This is a genomic window from Affinibrenneria salicis (assembly GCF_008710095.1).
This window is the reverse complement of the sequence record NZ_VYKJ01000003.1, coordinates 175879-201890: the sequence shown is the minus strand read 5'-3', so window position 1 is coordinate 201890 and position 26012 is coordinate 175879. Positions and strand designations below refer to the sequence as shown.

Sequence of the window (26012 nt, the reverse complement as noted above, 5' to 3'; positions counted from 1 at the left end):
GGCTGCCTGACCGGCCAATGGAATCAGATCTGGCGACACTCTTCAGAAGCTGTTCCCCAGTTAAACGCGCTGTTTTCCACCAGGAAACACAGGCTACCGAAACATGCGCCTCTATGCAGGCGACAACCGGGAGGTTGACGTCGCTGCGATAAGACACGAGGCCATCGGTTTATCCCGGTCATAAGGCTCTTTTTGTCCGCAGCTCTATCAATAATGCAAGTAAGAATAACGAGTAAGTCAAGATGAAAAGAATGTTGATTAACGCAACTCAGCAGGAAGAGTTGCGCGTTGCCCTGGTTGATGGTCAACGGCTGTACGATCTGGATATCGAAAGCCCCGGACACGAACAGAAAAAAGCCAATATTTACAAAGGTAAAATCACACGCATCGAACCCAGTCTGGAAGCCGCTTTTGTTGATTACGGCGCCGAACGACACGGTTTTCTCCCTCTGAAAGAAATTGCCCGCGAATATTTCCCCAGCAACTACAGCTCGCACGGTCGCCCGAATATCAAAGATGTGTTGCGCGAAGGCCAGGAAGTCATCGTCCAGGTCGATAAGGAGGAGCGAGGCAACAAAGGCGCCGCGCTGACGACCTTTATCAGTCTGGCAGGCAGCTATCTGGTACTGATGCCCAACAATCCGCGCGCGGGCGGTATTTCCCGCCGCATCGAGGGCGACGACCGGACCGAATTGAAAGAAGCGCTCGGCTCGCTGCAGCTGCCCGACGGCATGGGTCTGATCGTTCGCACCGCCGGCGTGGGCAAATCCGCCGATGCGCTGCAGTGGGATCTGGCCTTTCGTCTGAAACACTGGGATGCGATTAAAAAGGCAGCCGAAGGCCGGCCAGCGCCGTTCCTTATCCATCAGGAAAGCAACGTTATCGTACGCGCTTTCCGTGATTACCTGCGCCCGGATATCGGCGAAATTCTGATAGACAATCCGAAAGTGCTTGAGCTGGCCAAAGAGCATATCGCCGCGCTGGGCCGCCCGGATTTCAGCAGCAAAATTAAATTTTACAGCGGCGAAATTCCGCTGTTCAGCCACTACCAGATTGAATCGCAGATTGAATCCGCGTTTCAGCGCGAGGTGCGTCTGCCTTCCGGCGGCTCGATCGTTATCGACTCCACCGAAGCGCTGACGGCGATCGACATCAACTCGGCGCGCGCCACGCGCGGCGGCGATATTGAAGAAACCGCGTTCAATACCAACCTGGAAGCGGCGGATGAGATCGCCCGCCAGTTGCGCCTGCGCGATCTCGGCGGTCTGATCGTCATCGACTTCATCGACATGACGCCGGTGCGCCACCAGCGCGAAGTGGAAAACCGCGTGCGCGACGCCGTGCGCCAGGATCGCGCGCGTATCCAGATTGGCCGCATCTCGCGCTTTGGCCTTCTGGAAATGTCGCGCCAGCGTCTCAGCCCGTCGCTGGGCGAATCCAGCCACCACGTCTGCCCGCGCTGCAGCGGCACCGGCACCATTCGCGACAACGAATCGCTGTCGCTTTCCATTCTGCGTCTGATTGAAGAAGAGGCGCTGAAAGAAAATACCCAGGAAGTTCACGCCATTGTACCGGCGCCGATCGCCTCCTATCTGCTGAACGAAAAACGCGAGGCGGTGAACGCGATAGAAAAACGGCAGGGCGGCGTACGCGCCATCATCGTGCCGAGCGACCGCATGGAAACGCCGCACTACTCCGTACAGCGCGTGCGCAAGGGCGAAGAGAAGCCGATGCTGAGCTATCTGTTGCCTCAGATGCATGAAGCTGAAAACGCGCTGCCGCAGGAAGAGCTGCCGGGCGAACGCAAACGCCCGGAACAGCCGGCCCTGGCGACCTTTATCATGCCCGATGCGCCGCCGGTTGAAACGCCGCAGCCCGCTCCCGCCGAGCCTGCCGCCGCCGCGCCGGCACAGCCTGGTTTCTTCTCCCGCCTGTTTAGCGCATTAAAAGGCATCGCCGCCGCGCCGGAAAAAAGCGCCAGCCAGCAGGAGGAAACCGAACCGGCCGGCAGCGCCAGCGAAGAACAGACGCCGCGTCCGGAACGCCGCCCGCAGCGTCGTCAAAGCAACGCCCGCCGCGATCGCAACAACCGCGATAACCGTGAGCCGCGTGAAAACCGCGACGCCCGCGACAATCGTGATACTCGTGAAAACCGTGATACTCGCGACAACCGCGACGTCCGGGATAACCGCGAGGAGCAGCGCAATCGCCGTCGTCAACCGCAAAATAACGTCGTCGATGAACGTAGCGCCGACATAGAGACGACCGACAGCGAAAAAACCTTGCGTGACGAACAGCCGCGCCGTGAGCCGCGTCCGGAACGTCAGCGTCGCCGCCAGGATGACAAACGTCAGGCGCCGCAGGAAGCGAAAACACAAGGCAACGTAGCCGAAGAAGACGCGGTGGATAGCAGCGCCGCGGAACAGGAGCAGCCGGTTCAGGTGATGCCGCGTCGTCAGCGTCGCCAGCTGACGCAAAGGATACGGGGCGACGTCGCGCCGGTCGAAAATGTCAGTCAGGCCGATACCGACGTACGGACGCTGCCGGCTCCCGTTCAGCCAACCGCCAACGTGTCTGAACCCGCTCAGTCTGACGATCAGGCGCAGGATAACAACCGCAACAGCGGCGAAAATGGCATGCCGCGTCGTTCACGCCGCTCGCCTCGCCACCTGAGGGTAAGCGGTCAGCGCCGTCGTCGTTACCGTGATGAACGCTATCCGACCCAATCGCCGATGCCGCTGGAGCAGGCTTCCGCCTCGCCGGAAATGGCGTCCGGTAAAGTGTGGATCAGCTATCCGGTCACCCAACAGCAGGCAGACATCGCCCCGGTCGCTCAGCCGAGCGTTATTGCGCAGGAAGAGGAGCACGACAGCCAGTTCTCGGCGCTGTCCTCGGCTATTCCGGAGCACTTTATCGAAGCCGAGCCGGAAGACGATATTGACTATGAAGAAGACGATATCGCGCAGGATGCCCCAATCAGCGTACAGGAGCCTGAGCAACCGCAGAATGCGGCCGCGCAGCCCGCGGCTGAAATCGCGGCGGGAAGTTCGAGCCCGGTCGCCGCGCCTCAGCCATTGGACGAAGAAGGACGAGAAGAAGCGGCGGCCGCGACGGTTGTTCCGTCTCAGCCCGTCGCCGCGCCGGCTGTAACGACGGCTGAGCAGCCTGCGGAAATCGTCGCACAGCCTGAAACGGCGGCTGAGCAGCCTGCGGAAATCGTCGCACAGCCTGAAACGGCGGCTGAGCAGCCTGCGGAAATCGTCGCACAGCCTGAAACGGCGGCTGAGCAGCCGGCGGAAGTCGTCGCACAGCCTGAAACGGCGGCTGAGCAGCCTGCGGAAGTCGCCGCACAGCCGGAAACGGCGGCTGAGCAGCCTGCGGAAGTCGTCGCACAGCCTGAAACGACGGCGGAACAGCCTGCGGAAGTCGTCGCACAGCCTGAAACGACGGCGGAACAGCCTGCGGAAGTCGTCGCACAGCCGGAAACGGCGGCTGAGCAGCCTGCGGAAGTCGTCGCACAGCCTGAAACGGCAGTTGAGCAGCCGGCGGAAGTCGTCGCACAGCCTGAAACGGCGGCGGAACAGCCTGCGGAAGTCGCCGCACAGCCTGAAACGGCAGTTGAGCAGCCGGCGGAAGTCGTCGCACAGCCGGAAACGTCGGCGGGACAGCCTGCGGAAGTCGCCGCACAGCCTGAAACGACAGTTGAGCAGCCTGCGGAAACCGTCGCCCAGACGGCAACGGCGGCGGAACAGCCTGCTGAGATCGTCGCACAGCCCGCTGCCGAACGGAGCAATGGCGCCGCCAGCGCGCCGATGACCAAAGCGCCCGCCCCGGCATATGTGCCGGATGCGATGCAGCAGAGCGAATGGCAGCGACCGGCATGGCATTTCAGCGGCAAAGGTTCTGCCGGTGGCCATAGCGCGGAGAATCAGTCCTCGGCTCCGGCAACCAGACCGTCCTCTGCTGAATAACGGACAGTCTGACAGCCTAAAAAAACACCCGCCATCCGGCGGGTGTTTTTTATTCAGCTATCCCGCCGTTCGACGGGGCGTGAAATTCAGACGAGAGATTTCAGCAGTCTGATCGTGGTAAATTCCACTTTGTTTTCCAGAGCCGCAATCAACGCGGTAAAATGCGCGGTTTTATTGTGCTCTTCCAGCGCTTCATTGCTCTTCCAGCGTTCAAAGAACAGGAATACGCCGGGTTCATTAATATCCTCGTGCAAATCGTACTGGATATTGCCCTCTTCCTGGCGAGCCGGCGCCACGGCCTGAGTTACCGCCTGAGTCACTTCCTGCAGGTATTCCGCTTTGGCCTTAAGGGTGGCAACCACACGTACTTCCATTTTTAACTCCTGTATTAACAACATGAACAGATGGGATCATAAAACGCTTTTCGGCGCAGAATTTCAACCCGGACTAAACAATGGGTGCAATTGTAGCGCATTATGCTTATGCTTAGCCCCCGGTATCGTTGTCCCCGAATTCCCTTACACGGCCACTGTTTTCCACTGATAGCCGGAGCATACTCCATGACCGCACAACCCCTCGTTCTGAAAATCCGTCGTCCCGACGACTGGCACCTCCACCTGCGCGACGATCGTCTTTTGCAGGCGGTGCTGCCTTTCACCAGCCAGCATTTCGGCCGTGCGATTATCATGCCGAACCTGACGCCGCCGATCACCTCCGTCGCCAGCGCCGTTTCCTATCGCCAGCGTATTTTGGCCGCGCTGCCCGCCGGTCATCGCTTTCAGCCGTTGATGACCTGCTACCTGACCGATACGCTGGATGCCGGTGAATTGAGCGACGGATTTAATCAGGGCGTGTTCACCGCCGCTAAACTTTATCCAGCCAACGCCACCACTAATTCCAGCCACGGCGTGACCAACGTCGCCGCTATTTACCCTCTGCTGGAACAGATGCAGCGCCTCGGCATGCCGTTGCTGATCCACGGAGAAGTCACCGATCCCGAGATCGATATTTTCGATCGGGAGGCCCGTTTTATCGAACGCACGATGGAGCCATTGCGCCGGCAGTTCCCCGAGCTGAAAATCGTCTTCGAGCACATTACCACGCGCGAAGCCGCACAGTACGTGCAGGATGGGAATCGTTTTCTGGCCGCCACCGTTACCCCGCAGCATCTGATGTTCAATCGCAACCATATGCTGGCCGGCGGCATCCGTCCCCATCTGTACTGTCTGCCGATTCTGAAGCGCAACGTTCATCAACAAGCGCTGCGTGCGGCCGTGGCCAGCGGCTCAGACCGTTTCTTTCTCGGCACCGACTCGGCGCCTCATCCGCGCCATAAAAAAGAGTCCGACTGCGGCTGTGCCGGTGTCTTCAACGCGCAGGCGGCGCTCAGCGCCTATGCTACCGTGTTCGAAGAGATCGATGCGCTACAGCACCTGGAAGCCTTCTGTTCGCTGAACGGACCTCGTTTCTACGACCTGCCGGTAAATAATGACTGGATTGAACTACGGCGCGCCGAGACAACCTTCCCTGCGGAGATCGCGCTGGGCGACGACGAGAACCTGGTGCCGTTCCTGGCCGGACAAACTCTCAACTGGTCGGTAAAACTGGTATAACGCGCTTCTGGCTTAACCGAACCGGCGGCGTCGTTCGGTTAAGTCCGACCGCGGCGCGGCGGAAATGGGGTTAATCCTCAGAGCTCGCGTCACGGCCCGCACTTGTTGTTGCCTTTCGTTGCAGATAACTGTATAAATAAACAGTTATCCATTTCGGAGGCAATCATGCGAGTCGAAGTTACTCTGGCCAAAACGGCCCCCTTACCGCCCGGCGCGCTCGAAGCATTAACCAGTGAACTCAGTCGCCGCGTGCAGCAACACTATCCTGATACTCCCGTTCAGATTCGCTACGCCGGCAGCAATCAGTTGGTTGTGCTGGGCGGAAATAAAGACGATAAAGAACAGATTTCCGCCATACTGCAGGAAACCTGGGAAAGCGCCGACGACTGGTTCTTCAGCGGCTAAAATAGGTGGGCATCGCCTCAGTCCGGCATGCCCCCGCCCTTTTCGGTCGCCCCGGCATCTCAGGTTAACGCCGGGGCGAGGTTCAGGAGCAGGCCAGCGTCGGTAGTCTGAATGATTTAACCGATATACAGACGAAACGTTTCTCCACGCGCTGGTAAATTTATTACTTCCAGGCTGTAATAAGACTATCATCATGTATGTCCGGCATATTTCAGCGTAAGGCAAAACGGCGGCGCATCATGCGTCGTTATTATCACCCCGACCGGTTGCGGCGACTCACTCGACCACATCCAGCCGGCGGCAACCTGAAAGATGACGGGAATATCTGGTCTGTTATTAATGAGGTAAATCGCATGACGGCGGAAAAACCAGAAGAAGCAATGACGTTCGGCGAACTGCTGGCGTTTATCAGCGAGCAACAGCGTCGGATCACTGTACTGGAATCTGCCTTTTCCTCTCTGGCGTTTGCCCTTGATGAAAAAACCAGTCAGTTGGTGATCCATAATCTAAAACTCGAAGCTCAGAATCAAACACGGGACCCGCAGGAGAAAAAACATTTTGAGCATCTTGCTGCGGTGCTGGAAAAAAACGCCGGGCTTAGCGTCGAGTCCCCTCGCGCGGATGACGATAACTAAGCCGCTTTCCCTGCGCGCCGGCGGGCGCGCAGACAGTTTTCCTTATCATTGTCCGCTCCAACCATAGCGCCTGCGTAATTTTTACAAAAAATAGTGCAATTGTTTTCCATAAAGCGAATAAGCGGCGATATACTGAAACCCGTCGTCTGTTTTTCAGGAGTCGCTGTAAACCTCATAGTCACTCACGCCAGTAACTAGTCATAAGGGGTCTATATGGATAGGAAAGATGAAGTCATTCAAACACATCCGCTCGTTGGTTGGGATATCAGCACTGTAGACAGTTATGACGCCATGATGATTCGCCTGCATTACATTACCGCGGCGAATCAAACGCCGGAAGAAGCTCAGGTTGACCGTACGCTCTGGTTAACCACCGATGTAGCCAGACAGCTCATTAATATCCTTGAGGCTGGCATAGCAAAAATCGAGTCCACGGATTATCAGGTGCAGGATTACCGTAAGCATTAACGTTAGTCACCTCGTTATTGGGTTTTATTTTTCATCTCATCGTTCGTTTTCTTTTTCCGCATGGCACCGTCGCGACGGCGGTGCCAGACCATACTCACACCTTATTTCCCTATTCCTTACCGGCAAATGCAAACCGAAAGCAACGCATTATTTACCCCGCAATGCCATATTTTGTATTTTCAAAGTAAATAGCCGTATTCGTCCATCGCATCACCGATTATTTATTACCCTGCGCGGCCCTGGCGGGCAACGTAAATAAGGCGCTAATAGCGCCGGCGTCAGCCATCGCGGGCTGAACGCCGTAGCCGACTGTGCAGAAAAAAGTTATATGGTTATAAAAAAAACAGTTATTACCCGGAAAGTTGAAATAAATTTTTGATTAACGATGCAACCTATGCTCAAAAAAACTGACTCAGATTGTAATTTGTTATTAATTGAAACTTTATATTGCTTTTATGTTTCCATCTGTTAATTTTTGCAGCATTAATACGATAACCAGTCGGTTCAGATGGATACTTCGGGAGGTCCGGGCATGCCCTGGCGCAATAATTCAGCACGCTATGGTCATATCAGCATTCTTCTGCACTGGGGCGTAGCTCTGGCGGTCTACGGCATGTTTGCACTCGGCCTGTGGATGGTCTCGCTGGGATACTACGACGTGTGGTATCACCGCGCGCCTGACCTGCATAAGGGTATTGGCTGCCTGCTGTTCGCCGTACTGCTGTTTCGCATCCTTTGGCGCTTTATCTCTCCGCCGCCGCGGCCGCTGAGCCATTACTCCGCGTTGACGCGCACTGGCGCCACGCTGGCGCACCTGGCGCTGTATGTGCTGCTGCTTTCGATTTTAATCAGCGGCTATTTAATTTCCACCGCTGACGGACAACCGATATCGGTTTTCGGCTGGTTCTCTGTACCAGCCGTATTGAGCGGCCTGAAGGATCAGGCCGATATTGCCGGCGATGTGCACTTTTATCTGGCATGGGGCGTGGTGATTCTGTCAGCGCTGCACGCATTAGCCGCATTAAAACACCACTTTATTGATGGTGACATGACGTTGAAACGGATGCTGGGTCGCCGCATCGGTTAACTAATTACATTAATGGAGATTCGCCATGCTAAAGAAAACACTGCTGGGTTTAACGTTAGGCTCCCTGTTAGTCTCTGCCGGAACGGCGATGGCCGCGGATTATCAGATAGATAAACAAGGCCAGCATGCGTTTATCGAGTTCCGCATTAAACATTTGGGCTACAGCTGGCTGTACGGCAGCTTCCGCGACTTTGACGGTAGTTTCACCTTTGATGAAAAGTCCCCCGCCGCCAATAAGGTTAGCGTAACAATTAACACCAACAGCGTGGATACCAACCACGCCGAGCGAGATAAACACCTGCGCGGCGCGGATTTCCTCAACGTAACCAGCCATCCACAGGCCACCTTTACCTCAACCGCGGTGAAGCAGGATGGCGATGAGCTGGACATTACCGGCAACCTGACGCTAAATGGCGTAACTAAACCGGTGACGCTGGAAGCAAAACTCATCGGTCAGGGCGACGATCCCTGGGGCAAATATCGGGCCGGTTTTGAAGCGGAAGGCAAAATTAAATTGAAAGACTTCAATATCAACTATGATCTGGGGCCGGCCTCGCAGGAAGTGGAGCTGATTATCTCGCTTGAAGGCGTGCGCAAATAATCTTTACCCGAGCCAGAGCGCCCCGCCGAAGCGCGACGTCTCTGGCTGGTTTCGCATTACTCGTCGTTCGTCTTATCATCCGGCGACGGGATCTGCAGCGTGGCGCGCAGCAGCCCTTTCGATTTATTGAAGATCTTCATGCCGTTTTCCCGCCCGCGCCGCCGCAGACGCTGTTCCTCCACCGGCAGCGCCAGTTCCTGGCGGCAGGTCGGACTACAGCAGCCCTGATATTTTTCCGCACAGGCCGGGCACTGGATAAACAGCAGATGGCAGCCTTCATTGCGGCAGTTGGTGTGGCTGTCGCAGGCCGTGCCGCACTGATGGCAGTGCGCGATCACATCATCGGTAATGCGTTCGCCCATTCGCTCATCGAAAACAAAGTTTTTACCGACAAACTTTAGCGGCAGCCCTTGCTGCTTTGCGCGGCGGGCATACTCAATAATTCCGCCCTCGACGTGGTAAACATTGTTAAAGCCGTTGTGCCGCATCCAGGCGCTGGCCTTTTCACAGCGAATACCGCCGGTGCAATACATCACGATCTTCTTATCGCGCTCATCCTTAAGCATGTCCACCGCCATTGGCAGCTGATCGCGGAAAGTGTCCGACGGGATCTCAATCGCATTTTCGAAATGACCAACCTCATATTCGTAGTGGTTGCGCATATCGACAAACAGAGCATCGGGATCCTGCGCCATGTCGTTAACCTGGCTGGCATTCAGATACTGACCGACATGAGAGGGATCAAAGGATGGATCGTCGATACCATCCGCCACAATACGCTCCCGCACCTTCATGCGCAGCACCCAGAACGACTTGCCGTCGTCCTCCAGCGCAATATTGAGACGCACCTGATCCAGCGCCGGGTGGGAAGAGAACAGTGTCTGACGGAAGACGTCAAACCGGCTCTGCGGCACGCTGATCTGCGCGTTGATGCCCTCGCCGGCAATATACACGCGGCCAAAGACGTTAAGTGCGCCGAAGCTGAGATACAGACTGTCGCGAAAGGCCCGAGGATCGTCGAGGGAAAAATATTTATAAAAAGAAACTGTGGTGCGCGGTTCGGTTTCAGCCAGCATACGCGCCTTCAGTTCCTCATTTGAAATTCGGTTATGTAACACTGGCATGGTGTACGTTCCTGTCTTCACTGAGGGAAAAACTCACTATTAACACCGCTGTAACGCGATATAAACGGCGGCGTATCATACCCGATCGCTGCGTATCTGTCAGGCCGCACGTAAAATGGCAGATGTCCGCCTCTCTTATTAACGACTCAACCGACCCGGGCGTGACGTCCCCCCACGGAGATGAAGGGATTATTTGTTAAACCGACGCACAATCTGCTACTTATCAAACCTGCATAAAAGCCAAAACGGTTTTATACTGTCACCGTCTCTTTCTGTGTTTAATAGCAAATTAGCTCAAATAATAAACATAAAATAGATAAATTGCCTCATTTAACGGTTAAAAACATTACACTGCTCTGGTGCGCCGGGTAAGGACCCGCTTCGCTCACTATTGTTTTTTTACTCTCACCCAGGAGTCCTCTGAAAAATTAAGGCTATGACACAACTACCTTCTTTTAATCGCTCTCTGTTATATCCGCGTTACTGGCTGACCTGGATCGGCGTTGGTTTGCTCTATCTGGTAGTTTTGCTGCCTTATCCTCTGCTATATCGCCTGGGTACGCTGTTGGGGCGCCTCTCTATGCGGGTCGTACCGCAGCGCGTAAAGGTCACCCGACGGAATCTGGAGCTCAGCTTTCCCGCCATGTCGGCTGAGGAACGCGAGCTGTGGGTAAAAAGGAATTTTGAATCTGTCGGCATGGGCGTGCTGGAAACCGGGATGGCCTGGTTCTGGCCGGACTGGCGTATCGAACGCTGGTTTACAGTCAAAGGTCTGGAAAATATCACTCCACATCTGCAGCAAAAGCGCGGCGTTTTGCTGATCGGTCTGCATTTTCTGACCCTCGAACTGGGCGCTCGCATCTTTGGCATCCAGAATGCCGGCATTGGCGTTTATCGCCCAAACGATAATAAGCTGATCGACTGGCTGCAAACCTGGGGACGCATGCGTTCGAATAAAACCATGCTCGATCGCCGCGATCTAAAGGGCATGATCCGCGCGCTAAAACAGGGAGAAATTCTCTGGTATGCGCCGGACCACGACTACGGCCCGCGCAGCAGCGTGTTTGTTCCCCTGTTTGCCGTTGATAAGGCCGCCACTACGGCGGGCACTTACATTCTGGCCCGCGCCGCGCGGCCGGCGATACTGCCCTTTGTACCGCGTCGCTTGCCGGACGGCAAAGGCTACGAACTGCTGATCCAGCCGGCCGAAATGGAGCTGCCGCTGGAAAATGAAGTCGTCGCCGCCAGGCGGATGAATCAGATAATCGAGCAGAATATTCTGCTGGCGCCGGAGCAGTATATGTGGCTGCATCGTCGTTTTAAAACCCGCCCGCCCGGCGAGCCTTCTCTGTATTAACCCGGTCTTTTTTCTGCCAGCACTTCCGGCTCGCCGGAGCGTGCTGGCGCAAGCGTTTTTGTCCGCGCTGCCGCTACCATCCCTCCTGTAACGCGAACCTGAATACGGCGTCGACCGCGTCTGGTCGACAGGCGCCGCGCAGATCAAAAAAAGGGCAGCCCTGAGGCTGCCCTTTTCACGTTAACGCGCCATCAACTCAAGCCCGCCGGCGGCGCTAATGTCTGGTAGTACTCATTCCAGTCCGCGTGACGTTCCGGCCGCTGCCACAGCCGGAAATGCAGACGCGCCATGGTTACCGGGTCGCTGAGCAGAACCAGTCGACTGGCGTTGTCGACCTCCATCGGCGCCCGACTGAGCGCCTGCTGGACGCGCAGTTCCCGCCCGTCCTCGATTGCCTGGCTGAAACGGTGCCTGGCGGTAGCCATCGCGCTGGTCAACGCGTTAAACGAAGGGTCGAACACGGCGTGCATAAACCCGTTTTCCAGCTTACGCTGCCGGTTCTGACGACAATATTCGTCCGTCGCCACCAGCTCACGCGGCGGCGCATACTCTTCCGGTATCAGCAGCAGACCGGCGCGCTTGCAGGCCAGCCCAAGCGACGCCCGGCTGGAGTAGACCGACACGAACGGCGACAAAATCAGCGAGAAGACGATAGGCGCCAGCCACCATAAGAAACGCAGATCCAGCCAGGCCATGCCCAGCGCCCACACCAGCCCCAGCGCCAGCTGGGAGCCATGGCGCACGAAAGCTTCACTCCAGGGCGTCGCGTCGTCATCGCGCTGCGGCGACTTCCACTGCACAGACCAGCCCAGGAAGGCGCTGAACACGAACACCGTATGAAACAGCATGCGCACCGGCGCCAGCAGCACCGAGAATAGCATCTCGATCAGCATCGACAGCGTCACCCGAAAAGCGCCGCCATAGGGCTTTGCGCCCTTCGCCCACACCAGAATAACGCTGAGCAGTTTGGGCAGGAACAGCAGCACCAGCGTGGTGGAAAACAGCGCGATCGCCAGTTCGGGACGCCACTGCGGCCAGACCGGGAACAGCTGCCGCGGCTGCAGGAAGTACTGCGGCTCCATCAGCGTATGCACCACCTGCAGCGCGGTGGAAAGCGCCAGGAACATAAACCACAGCGGCGCCGACAGGTAGGACATCACCCCGGTAAGGAATACCGCGCGATGAACCGGGTGCATGCCTTTAACCAGAAACAGCCTGAAATTCATCAGGTTGCCATGACACCAGCGGCGATCGCGTTTTAATTCATCCAACAGATTAGGCGGCAACTCTTCATAACTGCCGGGCAGATCGTAAGCAATCCAGACGCCCCAGCCGGCACGCCGCATCAGCGCCGCTTCCACAAAGTCGTGCGACAGAATCGCCCCGGCGAACGAACCGGCGCCCGGCAACGGCGCGAGCGCGCAGTGCTCAATGAACGGCTTGATGCGAATAATCGCATTGTGCCCCCAGTAATGCGACTCGCCTAACTGCCAGAAATGCAAACCGGCGGTGAACAGCGGCCCGTATACGCGGGTGGCGAACTGCTGACAGCGCGCGTACAGCGTATCCATGCCGGATGCTTTCGGCGCCGACTGGATAATGCCGGCATTCGGATTGGCTTCCATCAGCCGAACCAGGCCGGTAAGGCACTCGCCGCTCATCACGCTGTCGGCGTCCAGGATTACCATGTAGCTATATTGGCTGCCCCAGCGCCGGCAGAAATCGTCGATGTTGCCGCTTTTACGCTTCACGCGGCGGCGACGGCAACGGTAGAAAATACGTCCGGCCCCGCCGACATCGCGACACAGCTCCATCCAGGCCTTCTGTTCGGCCACGCAGATATCCGCATCGTTGCTGTCGCTCAAGACGTAAATATCGAAATGGTCGATCTGTCCGGTGGCTTCGACCGACTCATAGGTCGCCCGCAGCCCGGCGAATACCCGCTCAACATCCTCATTGCAGATCGGCATGATAAGCGCCGTTCGATGCTGCGGATTGAGCGGTTCATCGCCCACCGTGGTGGAGGAGATACTGTATTTATCGCGTCCGATCATCAGCTGCAGGAAGCCCATCAGCGCGGTCCAGAATCCCGCCGATACCCAGCAGAACAGCACGGCGAACAGCACCAGAATGCCGCTTTGCAGCACATAAGGCAGCAGTTGCAGCACCGATTGCAGCCAGTGCTGATGCACCATCTCAAACGGGTCGATCAGCGCCCAGCCCTGATATGGCAGGATCGTTTTCATATACCAGGTGGCGATGACGGTCTGAAACAGCGTCAGCGCCAGCAGGATATAGCGTCGAATAGTGCCGACCATGCGCCACTTATTCTCCGCGATCCTCTCTTCCGGGCTGCCGTGATGATGGCGGCTCGCCTTCTGCCGCCCCGTCACGCTGTCCCAGAAACGGGCCACCGGATTGGTGCGCCAGGCGTCGGGAAACATTGGGGTGCGCTTAATCACCGGCATGGCTTTCAGCGCCGTTCTCCCCTGCGTATCCTTGCCCAGCTGTTTCCCCTGCGCCAGCGCGTCCGGCCATGCAGCCTCCAGACGGCGCTGCACGGAGTTCAGCGCAACGTCATCGGCGGATTGCGTTTCTATCGCCTGCCCGTCGGACAGTTGCTGATGCAGAGCGGATAACTGATCGCTGCCGGAAGACGGCAGAGCCTGTTGCAGCGCCTCTTTCTGCCCGGCAGAAAGAGGCAGCTTCCCGATATAGTCGGGAGCAGAAAAGGTTGACTTATTCATTCGCAGGTAGCTGATAGCTCCAGGTTTCCGTCAGAGTCGTTTCACCATTAACCAGCGCGGCCCGCATTTCCGTCGGCTGCTTATTGTCTTTCACGCGCACGCGCAGCATCAGACGCCAGCCGTGCGTCACCGGATTATAGCGTACGCTGTTCTCGACGATTTCACCGTTATCGCCAATGCTGGCCTGCGCCGTAATCGGCGTCTGCTCGTCCATGCCCTCCATTACCGGACCGTGGAAGTCGACCACAAACGCCACCGTGCCGTCCGGCTGACGAATCAGGTTGGACTGCTTCACATCGCCGGTGGAACGACGGGTCTGTTGTACCCAGGCGATATCCTGCGAATGCAGCGCGTCTTCATCGCGGGTGAAACGCAGACGGTAATTCAGCTCCAGCGGTTTACCCGCTTCCGGCAGCGTTTCCGGCGTCCAGAACGCCACGATATTATCGTTGGTTTCATCCGCAGTCGGGATTTCCACCAGTTCGACTTTCCCTTTGCCCCACTCGCCGCGCGGTTCAACCCAGCCGCTCGGACGCAGATCGTAGCGATCGTCCAGATCTTCATAGCCGCTGAAGTTGCGGCCGCGCTGCAGCAGACCAAAGCCTTTCGGATTTTCAACCGTATAGGTACTGACCGACAGATGCTTAGGATTGTTCAGCGGGCGCCAGATCCATTCATCATTACCGGCGTGAATAGACAAGCCGTTGGAATCGTGCAGCGCCGGACGATAGTTGATGGTCGGCGAGGGCTGATTCGGCCCGAACAGGAACATGCTGGTCAGCGGCGCGATACCGATTTTACCCACTTTATCGCGCAGATAGACCCGCGACTGAACATCCACGATGCCATCCCGCGCCGGGTAAATGGTAAAGCGATAGGCGCCGGCGGCGCGCGGCGAATCCAGCAGCGCATAAATCACCAGGTGCTTATCTTCCGGCTTCGGCCGCTCAATCCAGAACTCGCGAAAACGCGGGAACTCTTCGCCCGAAGAAAGCGCCGTATCGATAGCCAGACCGCGGGCCGATAGCCCATAGATCTGACCGCGGCCGACAACGCGGAAGTAGCTGGCGCCCAGCATGCTGAGGATTTCGTCGTCTTTACCCACTTTATTGATCGGATAAAGCACTTTGAACCCGGCAAAGCCCAGATCTTTTACCGTTTCGGGATCGTGGTTAACCGGGCCGAAATTAAAATAATCAGCGGAATATTTGATTTCCTGCACCGTGGTGGCGGTCACTTCGTTAATTTTGACCGGCGTATCGAAATACATACCCTGGTGATAAAACTGCAGCCTGAAAGGCGTCTGCAATGTGTTCCAGTAAGCCTTATCGTGATTGAACGAAATCTGCTGATAATCAGCAAATTTCATATCGCGAAATTGCGCCGGCAAATTGCTTTTAGGGGCTTCATACCCTTTGGCGGCAAGCTTTTCAGCCTGACTGGCCACATCATCGATGCTAAATGCCCATGCCGGCAAAGAAGATAGCGACAACATGACGGCAGCAGAAAGCCAGCTCAGACTGGCTACTCGCGGCCTTACTTCAGATTTATTGACCAGCACATCTCCCCCTGTTCGTGTGCTCACACTAATTAAAATCCATATTAATGGATAATTTAGCTTTCCGACAACCTGATAAACATATGGTTCATCATAACAGTTCAGTGATTAAACAGCGAAACATCATTCTGCCCCGAAACCGCCTGTAACAAAGGATTGCGCTCACTCAGATGAATCTGAAAGCGGGCAAAAAACACGCCAAAAATGCAGGCTGACAATGAGGAAATAATGACAACCCGCTATCGCCTCCCGTCCTTTACGCTATTATTCTATCGCCAACCCGCGATAGCGACGCGTACGACAAACGCCCTATTGTGCAACCCGCCCTGATCCGCCAATTCAATGGTGTGATGATATACAGCGCGTTAGCGCCATATATCATCCGACCAGTCAGACGTTAACGAATTGCTCATCACCCGGCGCGAAAATAAGGTACAGTAGCGCCACTTTTTTATTTACAGCATGAGCCACCGCACCCTGTGGCGCGGCATCAATTTCGACGACGGAAAGCGTTTGCGCGGCGTGATCGCCCGGCTCCTGCGTTTGTCTCTCGCCGCCGCGACGCGCAGTGCTGAATATTTATCCCGCTGAACGGCAGAACGAATAATGTCTCACCCTGATACGCCATACGGCGCCGCGCCTGTCTCGCAGGATGCGACAGCGCTGTCGCCGCGCGCCGCGCTGATCGCGCTGCTGATGCGGCTGCACTTTTATATCGGCCTGTTTGTCGGCCCGTTTATCTTTATGGCCGCGCTGACCGGCACGCTGTATGCGCTAACGCCGCAAATAGAAAATCATCTCTATGCCCGGCAGCTGTTTAGCGACAGCCGCGGCCAGGTTCAGCCGCTGTCGCGACAGATTAACGCGGCGCAGTCGGTTATTGGCGCGCGCGCCGATATCTGGCTGTCGGCGGTGCGCCCGGCGGCGGCCGGCGAAACCACCCGGGTGATGTTTGCATCCGACGGGTTTGGCCCGTCGGAAAGCCGGGCTATCTTTATCGATCCGGTTAACCTGGCGGTACGCGGCGATCTGATGGTGTATGGCACCAGCGGCGTACTGCCGTTGCGCACCTGGCTGGACTACCTGCATCGCAGCCTGTTACTGCCCGGCGATATCGGCCGCAATTACAGCGAGCTGGCGGCATCCTGGCTGTGGGTCGCCGCGCTGGGCGGCGTGCTGTTGTGGTGGATGACGCGGACGCGCGGCGTCAGAAGCAAGCGCGCCAGCGCCCGCAGTCGCTCCGCGGCCGGACGCAGAGTCCGTTTACGCGGCCGGCACAGCATCGTCGGTCTGCTGCTGTTGCCCGGGCTGATATTTTTCTCCGCGACCGGGCTGACCTGGTCACAGTGGGCGGGCGGCAACATCAGCGCGGTGCGCAACATGCTGGAATGGCAAACGCCGGACGTCAACACCCTGCTCGCCGCTCCCGAAACGCCGATGCATGAACACGAACATCACCATACGCCGTCAGCCTCCGGGCAGGCGCATCCGCCCGCGCCGGCGGAAACCTTCGATGCGGTTCTGGCCCAGGCACGTATGGCCGGCATTGATGCGGAAAAAGTAGAAATAAGACCCGCAGCCCAGACCGGCCGCGCCTGGCGGGTGACGGAAATCGATCGGCACTGGCCAACGCAGGTGGACGCGGCCGCAGTCGATCCCACGACGCTGGCGGTGGTGGACAAAACGGATTTCAGCCGCTTTCCACTGGCGGCGAAACTGACCCGCTGGGGCGTGGATGCCCATATGGGAGTGCTGTTCGGCTGGCTGAACCAACTGGTGCTGGTTCTGTTCGGCGCCGGACTATGCGTGACGATTATCTGGGGATACCGGATGTGGTGGCTAAAGCGGCCGCGTCACGGCAATCACCCCAATCCGGCGCGGACGCTGACGGCGGTATTTCTGCGCAGCCCGTTCGCCGTACGCTTAGCGTTGCCGCCGGCCGCGCTGCTGCTGGGATGGTTTTTGCCCGTCATGGGGTTCAGCCTGCTGGTTTTTCTGCTGCTTGACGTGGCGCGCTGGGCGCTGCGGCGGCGACGCGGCGTCTGACGTCGCGAAGGCCGGACAGACAAGAAAGGGGCGGCATACGGACTCATCATCCCGCATGCCGCCTGAAGAGCCAGGTTAAAACGAGCTCCAGTTGGCCTCTTCCTGCTGTTTCGCGTTGCTCTTATCCATCAATTTTGCCGCCGGCAGCGCCGTCGACTGGCGTGGTGCCTTATACTCGTCGGGCTGTATCAGACGATCCGACGCGTTAAGCTTAAAGGTACTGACCATCTGCGTCAGACTGGTGGCCTGCGACTGCAGCGACAGCGCCGCCGAGGCCGCTTCCTCAACCAGCGCGGCGTTTTGCTGCGTGGTAGTGTCGATCTGCCCGACGGCAAGGTTGATCTGATTAATACCGTCGCTTTGCTCGCGACTCGCCTGAGCGATTTCCACAATAATACCGCTGACGTTCTGCGCGCCTTTGCCGAGCTGTTCGATAATTTCGCCGGCGTTTTCCACCAGCGACATACCGTCTCTGACCTTGTCTACCGAATCATCGATCAGATCTTTAATTTCTTTGGCCGCCGTTGCGCTACGCTGCGCCAGAGAGCGCACCTCGCTGGCGACCACCGCGAAACCACGTCCCTGTTCGCCGGCTCGCGCCGCTTCCACCGCCGCATTAAGCGCCAGAATATTCGTCTGGAAAGCAATACCGTCAATCACGCCGATAATATCGGCCATGCGCTGAGAAGAGTCGCGAATGCCGCGCATTCTTTCGGTGACCGACCCCATAACTTCGCTGCTGTGCTGCGCGGTTTGCGAAGCCTCGGCGGCAATAGAGGTCGCCTGATGGGTGTTTTCCGCCGTATTTTTGATAGTGGAAGTCAGTTGCTCCAGCGAGGACGCCGTCTCTTCCAGCGAACTGGCCTGCTCTTCCGTCCTGGCCGACAGATCCTGGTTACCGGCGGCAATCTGCGACGCCGCGGTAGAGATGGTTTCCGCCCCATCGCGCACCTGGCTGACGATAGCGCGCAGACTGCCGTTCATATTATCCAGCGCCAGCAGTAGCTGACCGGTTTCATCCCGCCGCGTCACATTAATGCTGGAGGTCAGATCGCCGTTGGCTACCTTTTCCGCCACCTGTAACGCATCCTTAATCGGCCTGACCACGCTACGAGTGATCAACCAGGCAATCATCGCCCCGGCCAGCAGACCGAAAACAATCATGCTCACCAGCAGCGAACGGGAAAAATGATAGCTTTCCAGCACCTCCCGCTCAGAGGCGGACATGCGCTCGTCCTGGCTGTTGATCAGCTTTGTCACCTGCTCCTTGTAAGTGTGCTGCACCGGGCGCATCACGTCCATAAACTCCGCCTGTCCGCGCTCGCGCTCGCCGCTCAGGCTGAACTGCACGACCTTCGAGTAAGTCGCCAGGAAGGCTTCGCGCGAGCGCATAATGTCGCGTAATATCACCTGCGATTTTTCATCGTTCGCCGTATTTTGCAGATCGTCCAGCAGCGCGGTCAGTTTCTGGCTGATCGCTTTAACATCTTCAACCTTACGATTAATCTGCTCTGGCTCCGTCAGCACTAAAAGCAGCTGAATTTCAAGCAGGGCATCGTTTAATCCATTGATCAAATTATTGCCTTTTACGGTTAGCGGATAATCCTTCGTTACGATAGTATCGACCCGCTCATGAAAACGCCCCAGATTGACGATAGCGATACTGCCCACCAGAATAAGCAACAGAATTAACAGGGAAAATCCTCCGCCTAATCTAAAACCAATACGCCAGTTTGAAATGTTCACGCTTATCTCCTTATGTAATAAAAACAAACTGTCTTCCTGCCCGAAAATTATTCCCCGGCTGATTTTCCGATATATTTCTCAGATATCGGAGAGATAAGGAAAACAGTATTAGAAAAAAATCGCTCTTTTCTGAATGGCAAAAAACAGGCAGGATGGATGAAAAACTGCGCATCTGACCTTATGTCATTGCGCGGTTCTGACGAAGACGCGGATGTTGTTTTATTTATATAAAAAGCGTTATCGACCATGCGGTGCGGGTATTCCTGCCATTATTTACACTGACGGCTGACAAAAGTCAGGATATAGGGAACTGCCGGGCAGCTCTCATCTCATTCCTGGCTGGTATCGGCACGCAATCCGGAATCTTTATGGCACCGATCGGTAAAACAGGTTAAAAAAACCAAGATTATAGAAAAAATCTATCAAAGATGATTTGATCTCCGAATCCAGTGTGGGATTGCCGAAAATTTAAGCGCGCCGTCGGCGTTTATTGATATCGCCGGCCACCGACAACGCAATGAACGCGGACTCTTTCTCTTATGTCGGAGCAGAGAAACGTTTTTCGGCGACCAGAAGGATAAATCAGGCGTGAGCCAAAAAAGCGTCGCGCCGGCCGCGCGCCATCGCAAACACTATCGCCGGTCGCGGAGCGATGTCGCGGTCTGCAGAACGAGGAGCTGGAATGGACGGAGCCTTGAGCGCAAACCGCACATCGACGGCACGCAATAATGTGACGAGAGGGGTAACGGCATGTTGTCTGGCGGGAGGCCGGATTACTCAGGCTGGTTGATGCTGAAAAGTGACCTTCCAGTGAGACTGGCATTCCATCCGCGCGTTGGGAATATAGCCGGCTTTCAGTCGCCAGTGGCTTTCGGCTATCGCCCAGACGAGCAGCGACTGGTTGTTCAGCACAATGCTTTTCTGCTGATAGATAACGGCGAAGTAACCCGATTTCTGCTCGTTTTTGTAGATCTCATACCGGTAACTCGCGCCCTTGTCGTCATTTTTTTCAAAAATAAGCGTCTCTTTTAAGGTTCCCACCAGCATGCGCGCCTCCGGCAATAATGATTGATCATTAACTATCGGCAGAAAGTGGAAAAACCTTATCGGTCGCTATCGAACAGTCGCAATGTCAGGCAAGCGGCATGCCATTGCTTTATCTGGCGGGGAAAATGGGCAATGGCATGCCGGGTAGAGTCGTGGCGGGTTATTTCTTCTTAGCAGAACCTTTTTCTTTTAGTAACTGTCTAATTTTCTTTAATTCTTTTGACGTCAACGGATTTTCTGTCTTTTCTTCGGTATTCTGACTATCCACCGCGTCGCTGTGCACGGCAGGCTTCTCCGTTTCAACTGCAGGTTCAAAGCTTTGCGCAAGACGGATACTGACTTCGGTACTAATGGAGTGATTATTTTCCAGCGCGGCAGCTTTAATTTTCTCTTTCAATTCCAGAGGAATCTTCAGTGACAACCCCGACATCTCACTCATTTTATTACCTTTCTCATATGGGAAAGCACCAGGTTAAGCCAGGCCAGACTCAATGTCCATACTGTAATAAAAATTTAATTTAACTGTCACATGGCCTGGTATTTCTGTTAATTAGCTCACATAATTTAGCGTCTGCGGCGCGGCAATCATTATCCGTTTTTTTATCGCCTGAATACGTCAGCCGTTAATATTATTCCGCACATGGCGAATGGATATTATACGTCAACGCCATCCCAGGCGCCGTGAGTCAATTATCTTACCCGACACACCCGTTTTAATTTCCAGCGCCACGCTATATTTTGATCAATGATTGACCGATGAAGAAAATACGTTGACCACCACTACGCCGCCAATAATCATACCCAGACCAATTAGCGCGGGAAGATCCAGTTTCTGGCCATACACCAGCCAGCCAATGATGCCAATCAGCACAATACCGACGCCGGACCAGATAGCATAAATGATGCCTATCGGTAAGGTACGCATCGTAATAGAAAGACACCAGAATGACAGCGCATAGCAAACGATCGTGATCCCGCCGGGCAACCAGCGAGTAAATCCATCCGACGCCTTCAGGCATGTTGTTGCGATAACTTCCATCACAATAGCCACGGCGAGATAAACCATACCCCCGTTATTCATATTCACCACTCTTTGCAAAAAATAACCGACCCGTTTATCCACGGGTGAAAAATAGCCGGGAAGCGGCGGCAAACATTCTCCCATTAACGATTCTGACTGGCAATGCCGGACTGCGTTTGCCGCGACGCACGCGTTGCGCCGCCGGATAGAGGGAAAAGACCGGAGAAAATATTCAGGCGCGGCATACTTCGCTGCGTTAAGGCAAAGCGCCACGCCCCTCTCCGACCGGCCTTATTCGTTACTGCCGCTGAAAGTCCAGCGTCGCGAACTGCTTCAGGTTAGGCAAGACCGTCGTTTCACTGGCGACTAGCGAAAACCCGATATCCTGCATGGCGGCGATCAACTTTTCATCGTTGATATCATGGTGCAATTGCGAGATCTCGCCGAATGAATCCTGATACGGCGATGTGGACACAAACGAATCGCCGTTATTTTTCTGAATCACGCAAGAAACAAATTTGGCGGAATGATCCCGCACCTTAGCGCAAAATACATCCAGCCCGATATATTCAATCAGCAAATTGGCGACAATTAAATCCACTGCGGGAATCTGTACTTCCGCCTGCGTCAGATCGAGCTTCAGCAGGCTCAGCGTATCGCCCAGGTAGCCATGGCGCTGGCGGCAGTTATTCAAATAATCCTCATTGATGTCAACGCCATATACTTTCTCGATCGATTCGCGATCGATATGCTCCAGTCCGTTACCGCCCGCGACGCCCAGCACGCACAGTGTTTTGACAGGAAAATCATTGAACTGATGGCGCATAATCGTATTCAATGCCTGCAGCTGACCGACATCCGGCAATTGCATGTGCGATTCATAATCCGATAAAGAAACTTGCTGCCACGGATTGCTCATTTTCTCTCCCTTATATTGTGATAATAATGTTAATGACCATCGTTCTTATTTAAAAATAATGTCCATAGCCAACAGAATATGCGCCTTAATAATGCGGGTTGCAGGAGGACGCCAAACGAAGGACAAATTCGCCGGGAACAAATTTGACCAGCCGAAGACTGGCCTGCGGGGAGCGACAGGATGTCTCTCATTAATCCCGATAAACCGACACCAGTAAGTGATTCGTGTGGGTAAACACAGCCAGCGCACCTGCAGCCTGAAGAATGACGGGTGTAGATGTTGCGAGTACCCGTCGTGCGACATAAATCATGCTAATAACGAGACAACCCGACATTTACCCTATTAAGGGTATAAATGCAACCCTCGAGATCTTGCTATTAATTAGCTTTAGTCGGTTACTGTGTCCATGCTTTTCACCACTCACCAAATGACGGTGTATTTAATACGGCTGACCATCGCCACATATACCCTGAATAATTCGGCTTACACGGCAGAACGTTATTTTTTTAATCAACGCGACGCCCTTTGCGGACCAGGGACGTTTATGCGCCTCGTCACGCGGCCAGCGAGAGACAAATTCCTTGCAAACGAATTTGAGCTGCCCGGCCAGCCTCGGTGATCGACAGGATACCGTTCACTAATCCTGGTAACCTACCTGGAGAGGGCATCCGCCGGGATTAACCGCTTGTCAGACACCTTTCCGCTGCGCATTAAAGTCAGGTAGAATCAGATCGGTAGTCAACATCCTGCGATGCTCGGCCATTTTATTAATACGGACATGGACACATGAATAACCCCGGATACATCTGCCTGCCTTTTATGCTGCTGGTCGGAGCAATGAGCTTTCTGTTGGCGCCGCCGTCCGCTTTGATTTTCCCGGCGCTGGCCGTGCTGTTTTCCTGCGGTTACTTCATTTATTTTATTGTGCGTAAGGGGCTGCACCGTGATGTTTTCAAAGCGTTGCTGTTCTCGCTGGCTATCGTGCTGATTGCGTTTATCCCCATCGTTGGCTGGCTGATCCTGATCGCCTTCGCTATTTATAACATTACGCAATCTCTTGTCGGCCTGAAGAGCCTGCTGCAGGATATCGTGACCAGCGCGCTGTTCTACGCCCTGCTATTCGCCCGTTTTATCTTCGACATCAGTAGCCCGCTCGTCATTACTCTGCTGGCGATCGGCTGGCTGGCGCTATCCGTGATCTACTGCCGCCGCCTGAATACGCTGCCGCTGCGCGAAGCCCTATTCAAAATAAGCGTAATGTGGTTGTCCATCCCGCTGGCGGCGCTGACCCTCGTTTCGATCATGTCCAGCCTGTCCAGTTTGTTCCGCATCACCTCATCCACGCTCTCTCGTTCGGTGATCAATAGCCAAAGCGTCGCCGGCCATATCAGGGCCGGCGGCTATATTAATCCCTATACGCGCGAGGTTACCCGAACGGTCAGCGAAACCGTAACCCGGGTAACGCCCGGCGCCGGCGCCGTCACTTCCGCGGTCACGAAAGAAGTTGCGCAGACCGTTCGCCAGCCCGATGAGGATGATCCTTCGCACCCATAACGACAAGGCCGCCGCTTGTGCCGCAGCGTTGTCATGCGTTAATTTAGTTCGATAACATTAACGGGAACACTCATTTTGGACTTTATCAGGTTAACCTTGCTGTTTGGCGTAACGGCCGTGGCGGAGATACTCGGTTGTTACCTGCCGTGGCTGGTTCTGAAGCAGGATAAAAGCCGCTGGCTGCTGATTCCCGCCGCCATCAGTTTGTCTGTTTTCGCCTGGCTGCTAACCTTCCACCCCACCGCGGCCGGCAGAACCTACGCGGCGTACGGCGGCGTCTATATCGCGGTGGCCCTGGCATGGCTACGCTATGTAGACGGCGCGCTATTAACTCGCTGGGATATCGCCGGCGCAGCAATTGCGCTGGCCGGCATGGCGGTAATCGTTCTGCAGCCCCAGTCGTAATCAACCCGCGCGATAATACCGAAAGCCCAACGCCTGGCCGACGCGCGCCGGGATGCTTCCCCAGCCGGCGCCCGAAAGAGCGACGCGCGCCGACTTACGCTCCCGAGCCGCGACGACTATTCGGGGAGCGCGCCGTTGGCATTCACCGTATTGATTCATCATATTTTTATCTGTAACAGGAGCGTTGCCATGTCAGCTTATCTTATTTCAGATGTAACCCCGAAAGACCCCGACGCCTTCCAGCTCTATCGCAGCAAGGCGGCCACCTCCATCGAACAGTACGGAGGGCGCTATCTGGTGCGCGGTGGTCAACCCGAACAACTGGAAGGAAACAGCGCCTCGCGTAAGCTAATTATCGTCGAATTCCCCTCGCTGGCGCAGGCAAAAGCCTGGTACAAGTCGCCCGAATATGCGCTGGCGCTGCAGGTACGCGATAAAGCGCTCAGCCGCAACCTGATTCTGGTTGACGGTATTTCGCAATAACTACCGACGACGTCATTCTTCAGCAAGAAGAACGGAAAACGCCTTCGCATGACGTCCGCCGGGGCCGACCGCTGGTACGAAGATTCGCCGGCGAATAATAGGGAGGAATTGATACGGGACAGCCCGCTATCTCAGCCGGTTAAAAGTCTGCGCCAGCGCTCTGCGCTTGTCATCTTCATGCAGCGCGAGAAAACGACCGAGATAAGGATTCAGCGTGTCAGTCTCATCCAGCGAGAACGTATAAAAAAAGAACTTCAGGCACTGTAACTGCACCAGCTCAATAAAGATATCCGCGTTCAGCCCGGTGAACCGTATTTTGTCATACATCGACGTCAGGAAATGATACATACAGGCGTAGTCCCACCCGTTATCGGTTAAAACGGAAAACTCCATGCAGCCGACAATAATATCGATCGGCATTCGGCCGTGATAGACATCGCCAAAATCGATCATCCCGACGATATCCCCGTCCCGCACCACCACATTTTCAAAAAAATAGTCGCCATGCAGCAGGCTGCGCGGAGAGGCGTTCAACCAGTTTTCATATTTAACGCCCGCCAGAAAGTTTGCAATCTGTCGCTGGTGGCCTGCCGATACCGCGCCGTGAAGAGCCGCTGCGCCATCGCAACAGAGCGTCCTGACCCGGTGATATTCGTTGACCGGTTCACCCGCGCAGGGATAGCGGGCGGCCTCGTCTAAAAAACGGCGCAGCAGTTTGCCTGCCTGGCCGGCAACGCGGGGCGACAGCGCCGTCTGGCGCAGCGTCTTGCCCGCCAGCGGAATATAGAAGAAGCCGAGATAACGGCCATCGGCGAAAATACGCTCACCGCTATGTAACGCAATCGCCTCGGGAACGGGGATGCGGCGTTGATGCAAGTAGCGCAGCACATCGACTTCAAACGCCAGGCGGTCATAACAGTAATCATGCGGATAGAGCCGGCAATATAGCGGCCCCTGCGCGGTCGCCAGTTGGTAATTCGTCGCGATTCGCCCCTCATTGAGCAGCGAAAGGGATAACACCGGCGCATAGAGAGTTCCTTTGAGGTATGCCGTCACCGCCTCCCGGTCGATCGGGATCGCTGGGTTAAGTCTTTTCATGTTGTCTCCGGATAACGCAACGCTTTCCCTGGCGCCGATCATTATAACCAACTGACAGAAGATCGATGATTGAAAAAATACGCCGGCTGACGGGCAGTCAGCCGGCGTATTCTGACGGAATGGCCCG

At 55.7% G+C, this 26012-nt stretch carries 22 protein-coding genes and 1 pseudogene; 13 read left to right on the top strand and 10 right to left on the bottom strand.

The window, feature by feature from the left end; translation table 11 throughout:
• Nucleotides 1–242: 242 nt before the first annotated feature.
• Both rne and FJU30_RS27715 read left to right on the top strand, forming a co-directional pair.
• A pseudogene (rne, locus tag FJU30_RS08090) lies at nucleotides 243–3461 on the top strand (ribonuclease E); the annotation flags it as partial.
• 351 nt (nucleotides 3462–3812) lie between these two features.
• The gene (locus FJU30_RS27715) at nucleotides 3813–3971 is read left to right on the top strand and encodes a hypothetical protein (RefSeq protein ID WP_449500872.1); all 159 of its coding nucleotides are present in this window, start codon (nucleotides 3813–3815) and stop codon (nucleotides 3969–3971) included.
• 86 nt (nucleotides 3972–4057) lie between these two features.
• On the opposite strand, the gene FJU30_RS08085 is transcribed toward FJU30_RS27715, so the two are convergent.
• On the bottom strand, nucleotides 4058–4345 hold the full coding sequence (locus FJU30_RS08085) for a putative quinol monooxygenase (protein WP_150434463.1): 288 nt from the start codon (nucleotides 4343–4345) through the stop codon (nucleotides 4058–4060).
• Between the two features lie 186 nt (nucleotides 4346–4531).
• Between FJU30_RS08085 and pyrC the strand changes: the two genes are divergently transcribed.
• The 6 genes from pyrC to FJU30_RS08055 all read left to right on the top strand — a co-directional run bounded on the left by pyrC (nucleotide 4532) and on the right by FJU30_RS08055 (nucleotide 8780).
• The gene (gene pyrC, locus FJU30_RS08080; RefSeq protein WP_150434462.1) at nucleotides 4532–5584 is read left to right on the top strand and encodes a dihydroorotase; all 1053 of its coding nucleotides are present in this window, start codon (nucleotides 4532–4534) and stop codon (nucleotides 5582–5584) included.
• 165 nt (nucleotides 5585–5749) lie between these two features.
• Entirely contained in the window at nucleotides 5750–5989 is a 240-nt protein-coding gene (gene dinI / locus FJU30_RS08075) for a DNA damage-inducible protein I (protein ID WP_150434461.1), read from the top strand.
• A gap of 353 nt (nucleotides 5990–6342) precedes the next feature.
• Complete coding sequence (locus tag FJU30_RS08070; protein WP_150434673.1) at nucleotides 6343–6624, top strand: hypothetical protein; 282 nt, start codon at nucleotides 6343–6345, stop codon at nucleotides 6622–6624.
• 213 nt (nucleotides 6625–6837) lie between these two features.
• Nucleotides 6838–7092, top strand: a complete 255-nt coding sequence (gene bssS, locus FJU30_RS08065; protein WP_150434460.1) for a biofilm formation regulator BssS — start codon at nucleotides 6838–6840, stop codon at nucleotides 7090–7092.
• 532 nt (nucleotides 7093–7624) lie between these two features.
• On the top strand, nucleotides 7625–8179 hold the full coding sequence (locus FJU30_RS08060) for a cytochrome b (protein ID WP_150434672.1): 555 nt from the start codon (nucleotides 7625–7627) through the stop codon (nucleotides 8177–8179).
• A 25-nt stretch (nucleotides 8180–8204) separates the two neighbouring features.
• The gene (locus tag FJU30_RS08055) at nucleotides 8205–8780 is read left to right on the top strand and encodes a YceI family protein (protein WP_150434459.1); all 576 of its coding nucleotides are present in this window, start codon (nucleotides 8205–8207) and stop codon (nucleotides 8778–8780) included.
• Between the two features lie 56 nt (nucleotides 8781–8836).
• On the opposite strand, the gene trhO is transcribed toward FJU30_RS08055, so the two are convergent.
• Entirely contained in the window at nucleotides 8837–9904 is a 1068-nt protein-coding gene (gene trhO / locus FJU30_RS08050; protein ID WP_150434458.1) for an oxygen-dependent tRNA uridine(34) hydroxylase TrhO, read from the bottom strand.
• Nucleotides 9905–10340: 436 nt separating this feature from the next.
• Between trhO and FJU30_RS08045 the strand changes: the two genes are divergently transcribed.
• Nucleotides 10341–11261: a Kdo(2)-lipid IV(A) acyltransferase gene (locus tag FJU30_RS08045; protein ID WP_150434457.1), complete on the top strand. Its 921-nt coding sequence runs from the start codon at nucleotides 10341–10343 to the stop codon at nucleotides 11259–11261.
• Nucleotides 11262–11452: 191 nt separating this feature from the next.
• On the opposite strand, the gene mdoH is transcribed toward FJU30_RS08045, so the two are convergent.
• Both mdoH and FJU30_RS08035 read right to left on the bottom strand, forming a co-directional pair.
• The gene (mdoH, locus tag FJU30_RS08040) at nucleotides 11453–14008 is read right to left on the bottom strand and encodes a glucans biosynthesis glucosyltransferase MdoH (protein WP_150434456.1); all 2556 of its coding nucleotides are present in this window, start codon (nucleotides 14006–14008) and stop codon (nucleotides 11453–11455) included.
• The gene (locus FJU30_RS08035) at nucleotides 14001–15503 is read right to left on the bottom strand and encodes a glucan biosynthesis protein G (protein WP_150434671.1); all 1503 of its coding nucleotides are present in this window, start codon (nucleotides 15501–15503) and stop codon (nucleotides 14001–14003) included. The genes mdoH and FJU30_RS08035 overlap by 8 nt, the downstream gene beginning before the upstream one ends.
• A 669-nt stretch (nucleotides 15504–16172) precedes the next feature.
• Here FJU30_RS08035 and FJU30_RS08030 point away from each other — a divergent pair.
• A complete protein-coding gene (locus FJU30_RS08030) occupies nucleotides 16173–17612 on the top strand; it encodes a PepSY-associated TM helix domain-containing protein (RefSeq protein ID WP_150434455.1) in 1440 nt (479 codons plus the stop codon).
• Nucleotides 17613–17687: 75 nt separating this feature from the next.
• Here FJU30_RS08030 and FJU30_RS08025 read toward each other — a convergent pair whose 3' ends face one another.
• From FJU30_RS08025 to FJU30_RS08005, 5 genes are all read right to left on the bottom strand, one after another.
• A complete protein-coding gene (locus FJU30_RS08025; protein ID WP_150434454.1) occupies nucleotides 17688–19358 on the bottom strand; it encodes a methyl-accepting chemotaxis protein in 1671 nt (556 codons plus the stop codon).
• A gap of 777 nt (nucleotides 19359–20135) precedes the next feature.
• Nucleotides 20136–20405 carry a hypothetical protein gene (locus FJU30_RS08020; RefSeq protein ID WP_150434453.1) on the bottom strand — a complete coding sequence of 90 codons (270 nt, stop codon included), beginning with the start codon at nucleotides 20403–20405 and terminating at the stop codon, nucleotides 20136–20138.
• A 160-nt stretch (nucleotides 20406–20565) separates the two neighbouring features.
• On the bottom strand, nucleotides 20566–20844 hold the full coding sequence (locus FJU30_RS08015; RefSeq protein WP_150434452.1) for an Arc family DNA-binding protein: 279 nt from the start codon (nucleotides 20842–20844) through the stop codon (nucleotides 20566–20568).
• Between the two features lie 303 nt (nucleotides 20845–21147).
• Nucleotides 21148–21486 carry a DMT family transporter gene (locus FJU30_RS08010; RefSeq protein ID WP_150434451.1) on the bottom strand — a complete coding sequence of 113 codons (339 nt, stop codon included), beginning with the start codon at nucleotides 21484–21486 and terminating at the stop codon, nucleotides 21148–21150.
• Between the two features lie 238 nt (nucleotides 21487–21724).
• Nucleotides 21725–22345, bottom strand: coding sequence for a class I SAM-dependent methyltransferase (locus FJU30_RS08005; protein WP_150434450.1), 621 nt, complete (start codon nucleotides 22343–22345; stop codon nucleotides 21725–21727).
• Between the two features lie 786 nt (nucleotides 22346–23131).
• Between FJU30_RS08005 and FJU30_RS08000 the strand changes: the two genes are divergently transcribed.
• From FJU30_RS08000 to FJU30_RS07990, 3 genes are all read left to right on the top strand, one after another.
• Complete coding sequence (locus tag FJU30_RS08000; RefSeq protein ID WP_150434449.1) at nucleotides 23132–23899, top strand: hypothetical protein; 768 nt, start codon at nucleotides 23132–23134, stop codon at nucleotides 23897–23899.
• A 75-nt stretch (nucleotides 23900–23974) separates the two neighbouring features.
• Nucleotides 23975–24304, top strand: a complete 330-nt coding sequence (locus FJU30_RS07995) for a YnfA family protein (RefSeq protein WP_150434448.1) — start codon at nucleotides 23975–23977, stop codon at nucleotides 24302–24304.
• A gap of 189 nt (nucleotides 24305–24493) precedes the next feature.
• Nucleotides 24494–24787, top strand: coding sequence for a DUF1330 domain-containing protein (locus FJU30_RS07990; protein WP_150434447.1), 294 nt, complete (start codon nucleotides 24494–24496; stop codon nucleotides 24785–24787).
• A 126-nt stretch (nucleotides 24788–24913) separates the two neighbouring features.
• Here the strand turns inward: FJU30_RS07990 and FJU30_RS07985 are convergent, their stop codons facing one another.
• Nucleotides 24914–25885, bottom strand: a complete 972-nt coding sequence (locus tag FJU30_RS07985; RefSeq protein WP_191091548.1) for a phosphotransferase — start codon at nucleotides 25883–25885, stop codon at nucleotides 24914–24916.
• Between the last annotated feature and the right edge of the window lie 127 nt (nucleotides 25886–26012).

Coding starts and splice junctions, on each gene's coding strand:
- pyrC (WP_150434462.1), top strand. CDS start 4,532: ATGACCGCACAACCCCTCGTTCTGAAAATCCGTCGTCCCGACGACTGG.
- FJU30_RS08010 (WP_150434451.1), bottom strand. CDS start 21,486: ATGAATAACGGGGGTATGGTTTATCTCGCCGTGGCTATTGTGATGGAA.
- FJU30_RS08000 (WP_150434449.1), top strand. CDS start 23,132: ATGAATAACCCCGGATACATCTGCCTGCCTTTTATGCTGCTGGTCGGA.
- FJU30_RS07990 (WP_150434447.1), top strand. CDS start 24,494: ATGTCAGCTTATCTTATTTCAGATGTAACCCCGAAAGACCCCGACGCC.
- dinI (WP_150434461.1), top strand. CDS start 5,750: ATGCGAGTCGAAGTTACTCTGGCCAAAACGGCCCCCTTACCGCCCGGC.
- FJU30_RS08005 (WP_150434450.1), bottom strand. CDS start 22,345: ATGAGCAATCCGTGGCAGCAAGTTTCTTTATCGGATTATGAATCGCAC.
- FJU30_RS27715 (WP_449500872.1), top strand. CDS start 3,813: ATGACCAAAGCGCCCGCCCCGGCATATGTGCCGGATGCGATGCAGCAG.
- FJU30_RS08030 (WP_150434455.1), top strand. CDS start 16,173: ATGTCTCACCCTGATACGCCATACGGCGCCGCGCCTGTCTCGCAGGAT.
- trhO (WP_150434458.1), bottom strand. CDS start 9,904: ATGCCAGTGTTACATAACCGAATTTCAAATGAGGAACTGAAGGCGCGT.
- FJU30_RS07985 (WP_191091548.1), bottom strand. CDS start 25,885: ATGAAAAGACTTAACCCAGCGATCCCGATCGACCGGGAGGCGGTGACG.
- FJU30_RS08060 (WP_150434672.1), top strand. CDS start 7,625: ATGCCCTGGCGCAATAATTCAGCACGCTATGGTCATATCAGCATTCTT.
- FJU30_RS08070 (WP_150434673.1), top strand. CDS start 6,343: ATGACGGCGGAAAAACCAGAAGAAGCAATGACGTTCGGCGAACTGCTG.
- FJU30_RS08035 (WP_150434671.1), bottom strand. CDS start 15,503: ATGTTGTCGCTATCTTCTTTGCCGGCATGGGCATTTAGCATCGATGAT.
- FJU30_RS08085 (WP_150434463.1), bottom strand. CDS start 4,345: ATGGAAGTACGTGTGGTTGCCACCCTTAAGGCCAAAGCGGAATACCTG.
- bssS (WP_150434460.1), top strand. CDS start 6,838: ATGGATAGGAAAGATGAAGTCATTCAAACACATCCGCTCGTTGGTTGG.
- mdoH (WP_150434456.1), bottom strand. CDS start 14,008: ATGAATAAGTCAACCTTTTCTGCTCCCGACTATATCGGGAAGCTGCCT.
- FJU30_RS08015 (WP_150434452.1), bottom strand. CDS start 20,844: ATGAGTGAGATGTCGGGGTTGTCACTGAAGATTCCTCTGGAATTGAAA.
- FJU30_RS08055 (WP_150434459.1), top strand. CDS start 8,205: ATGCTAAAGAAAACACTGCTGGGTTTAACGTTAGGCTCCCTGTTAGTC.
- FJU30_RS08020 (WP_150434453.1), bottom strand. CDS start 20,405: ATGCTGGTGGGAACCTTAAAAGAGACGCTTATTTTTGAAAAAAATGAC.
- FJU30_RS08045 (WP_150434457.1), top strand. CDS start 10,341: ATGACACAACTACCTTCTTTTAATCGCTCTCTGTTATATCCGCGTTAC.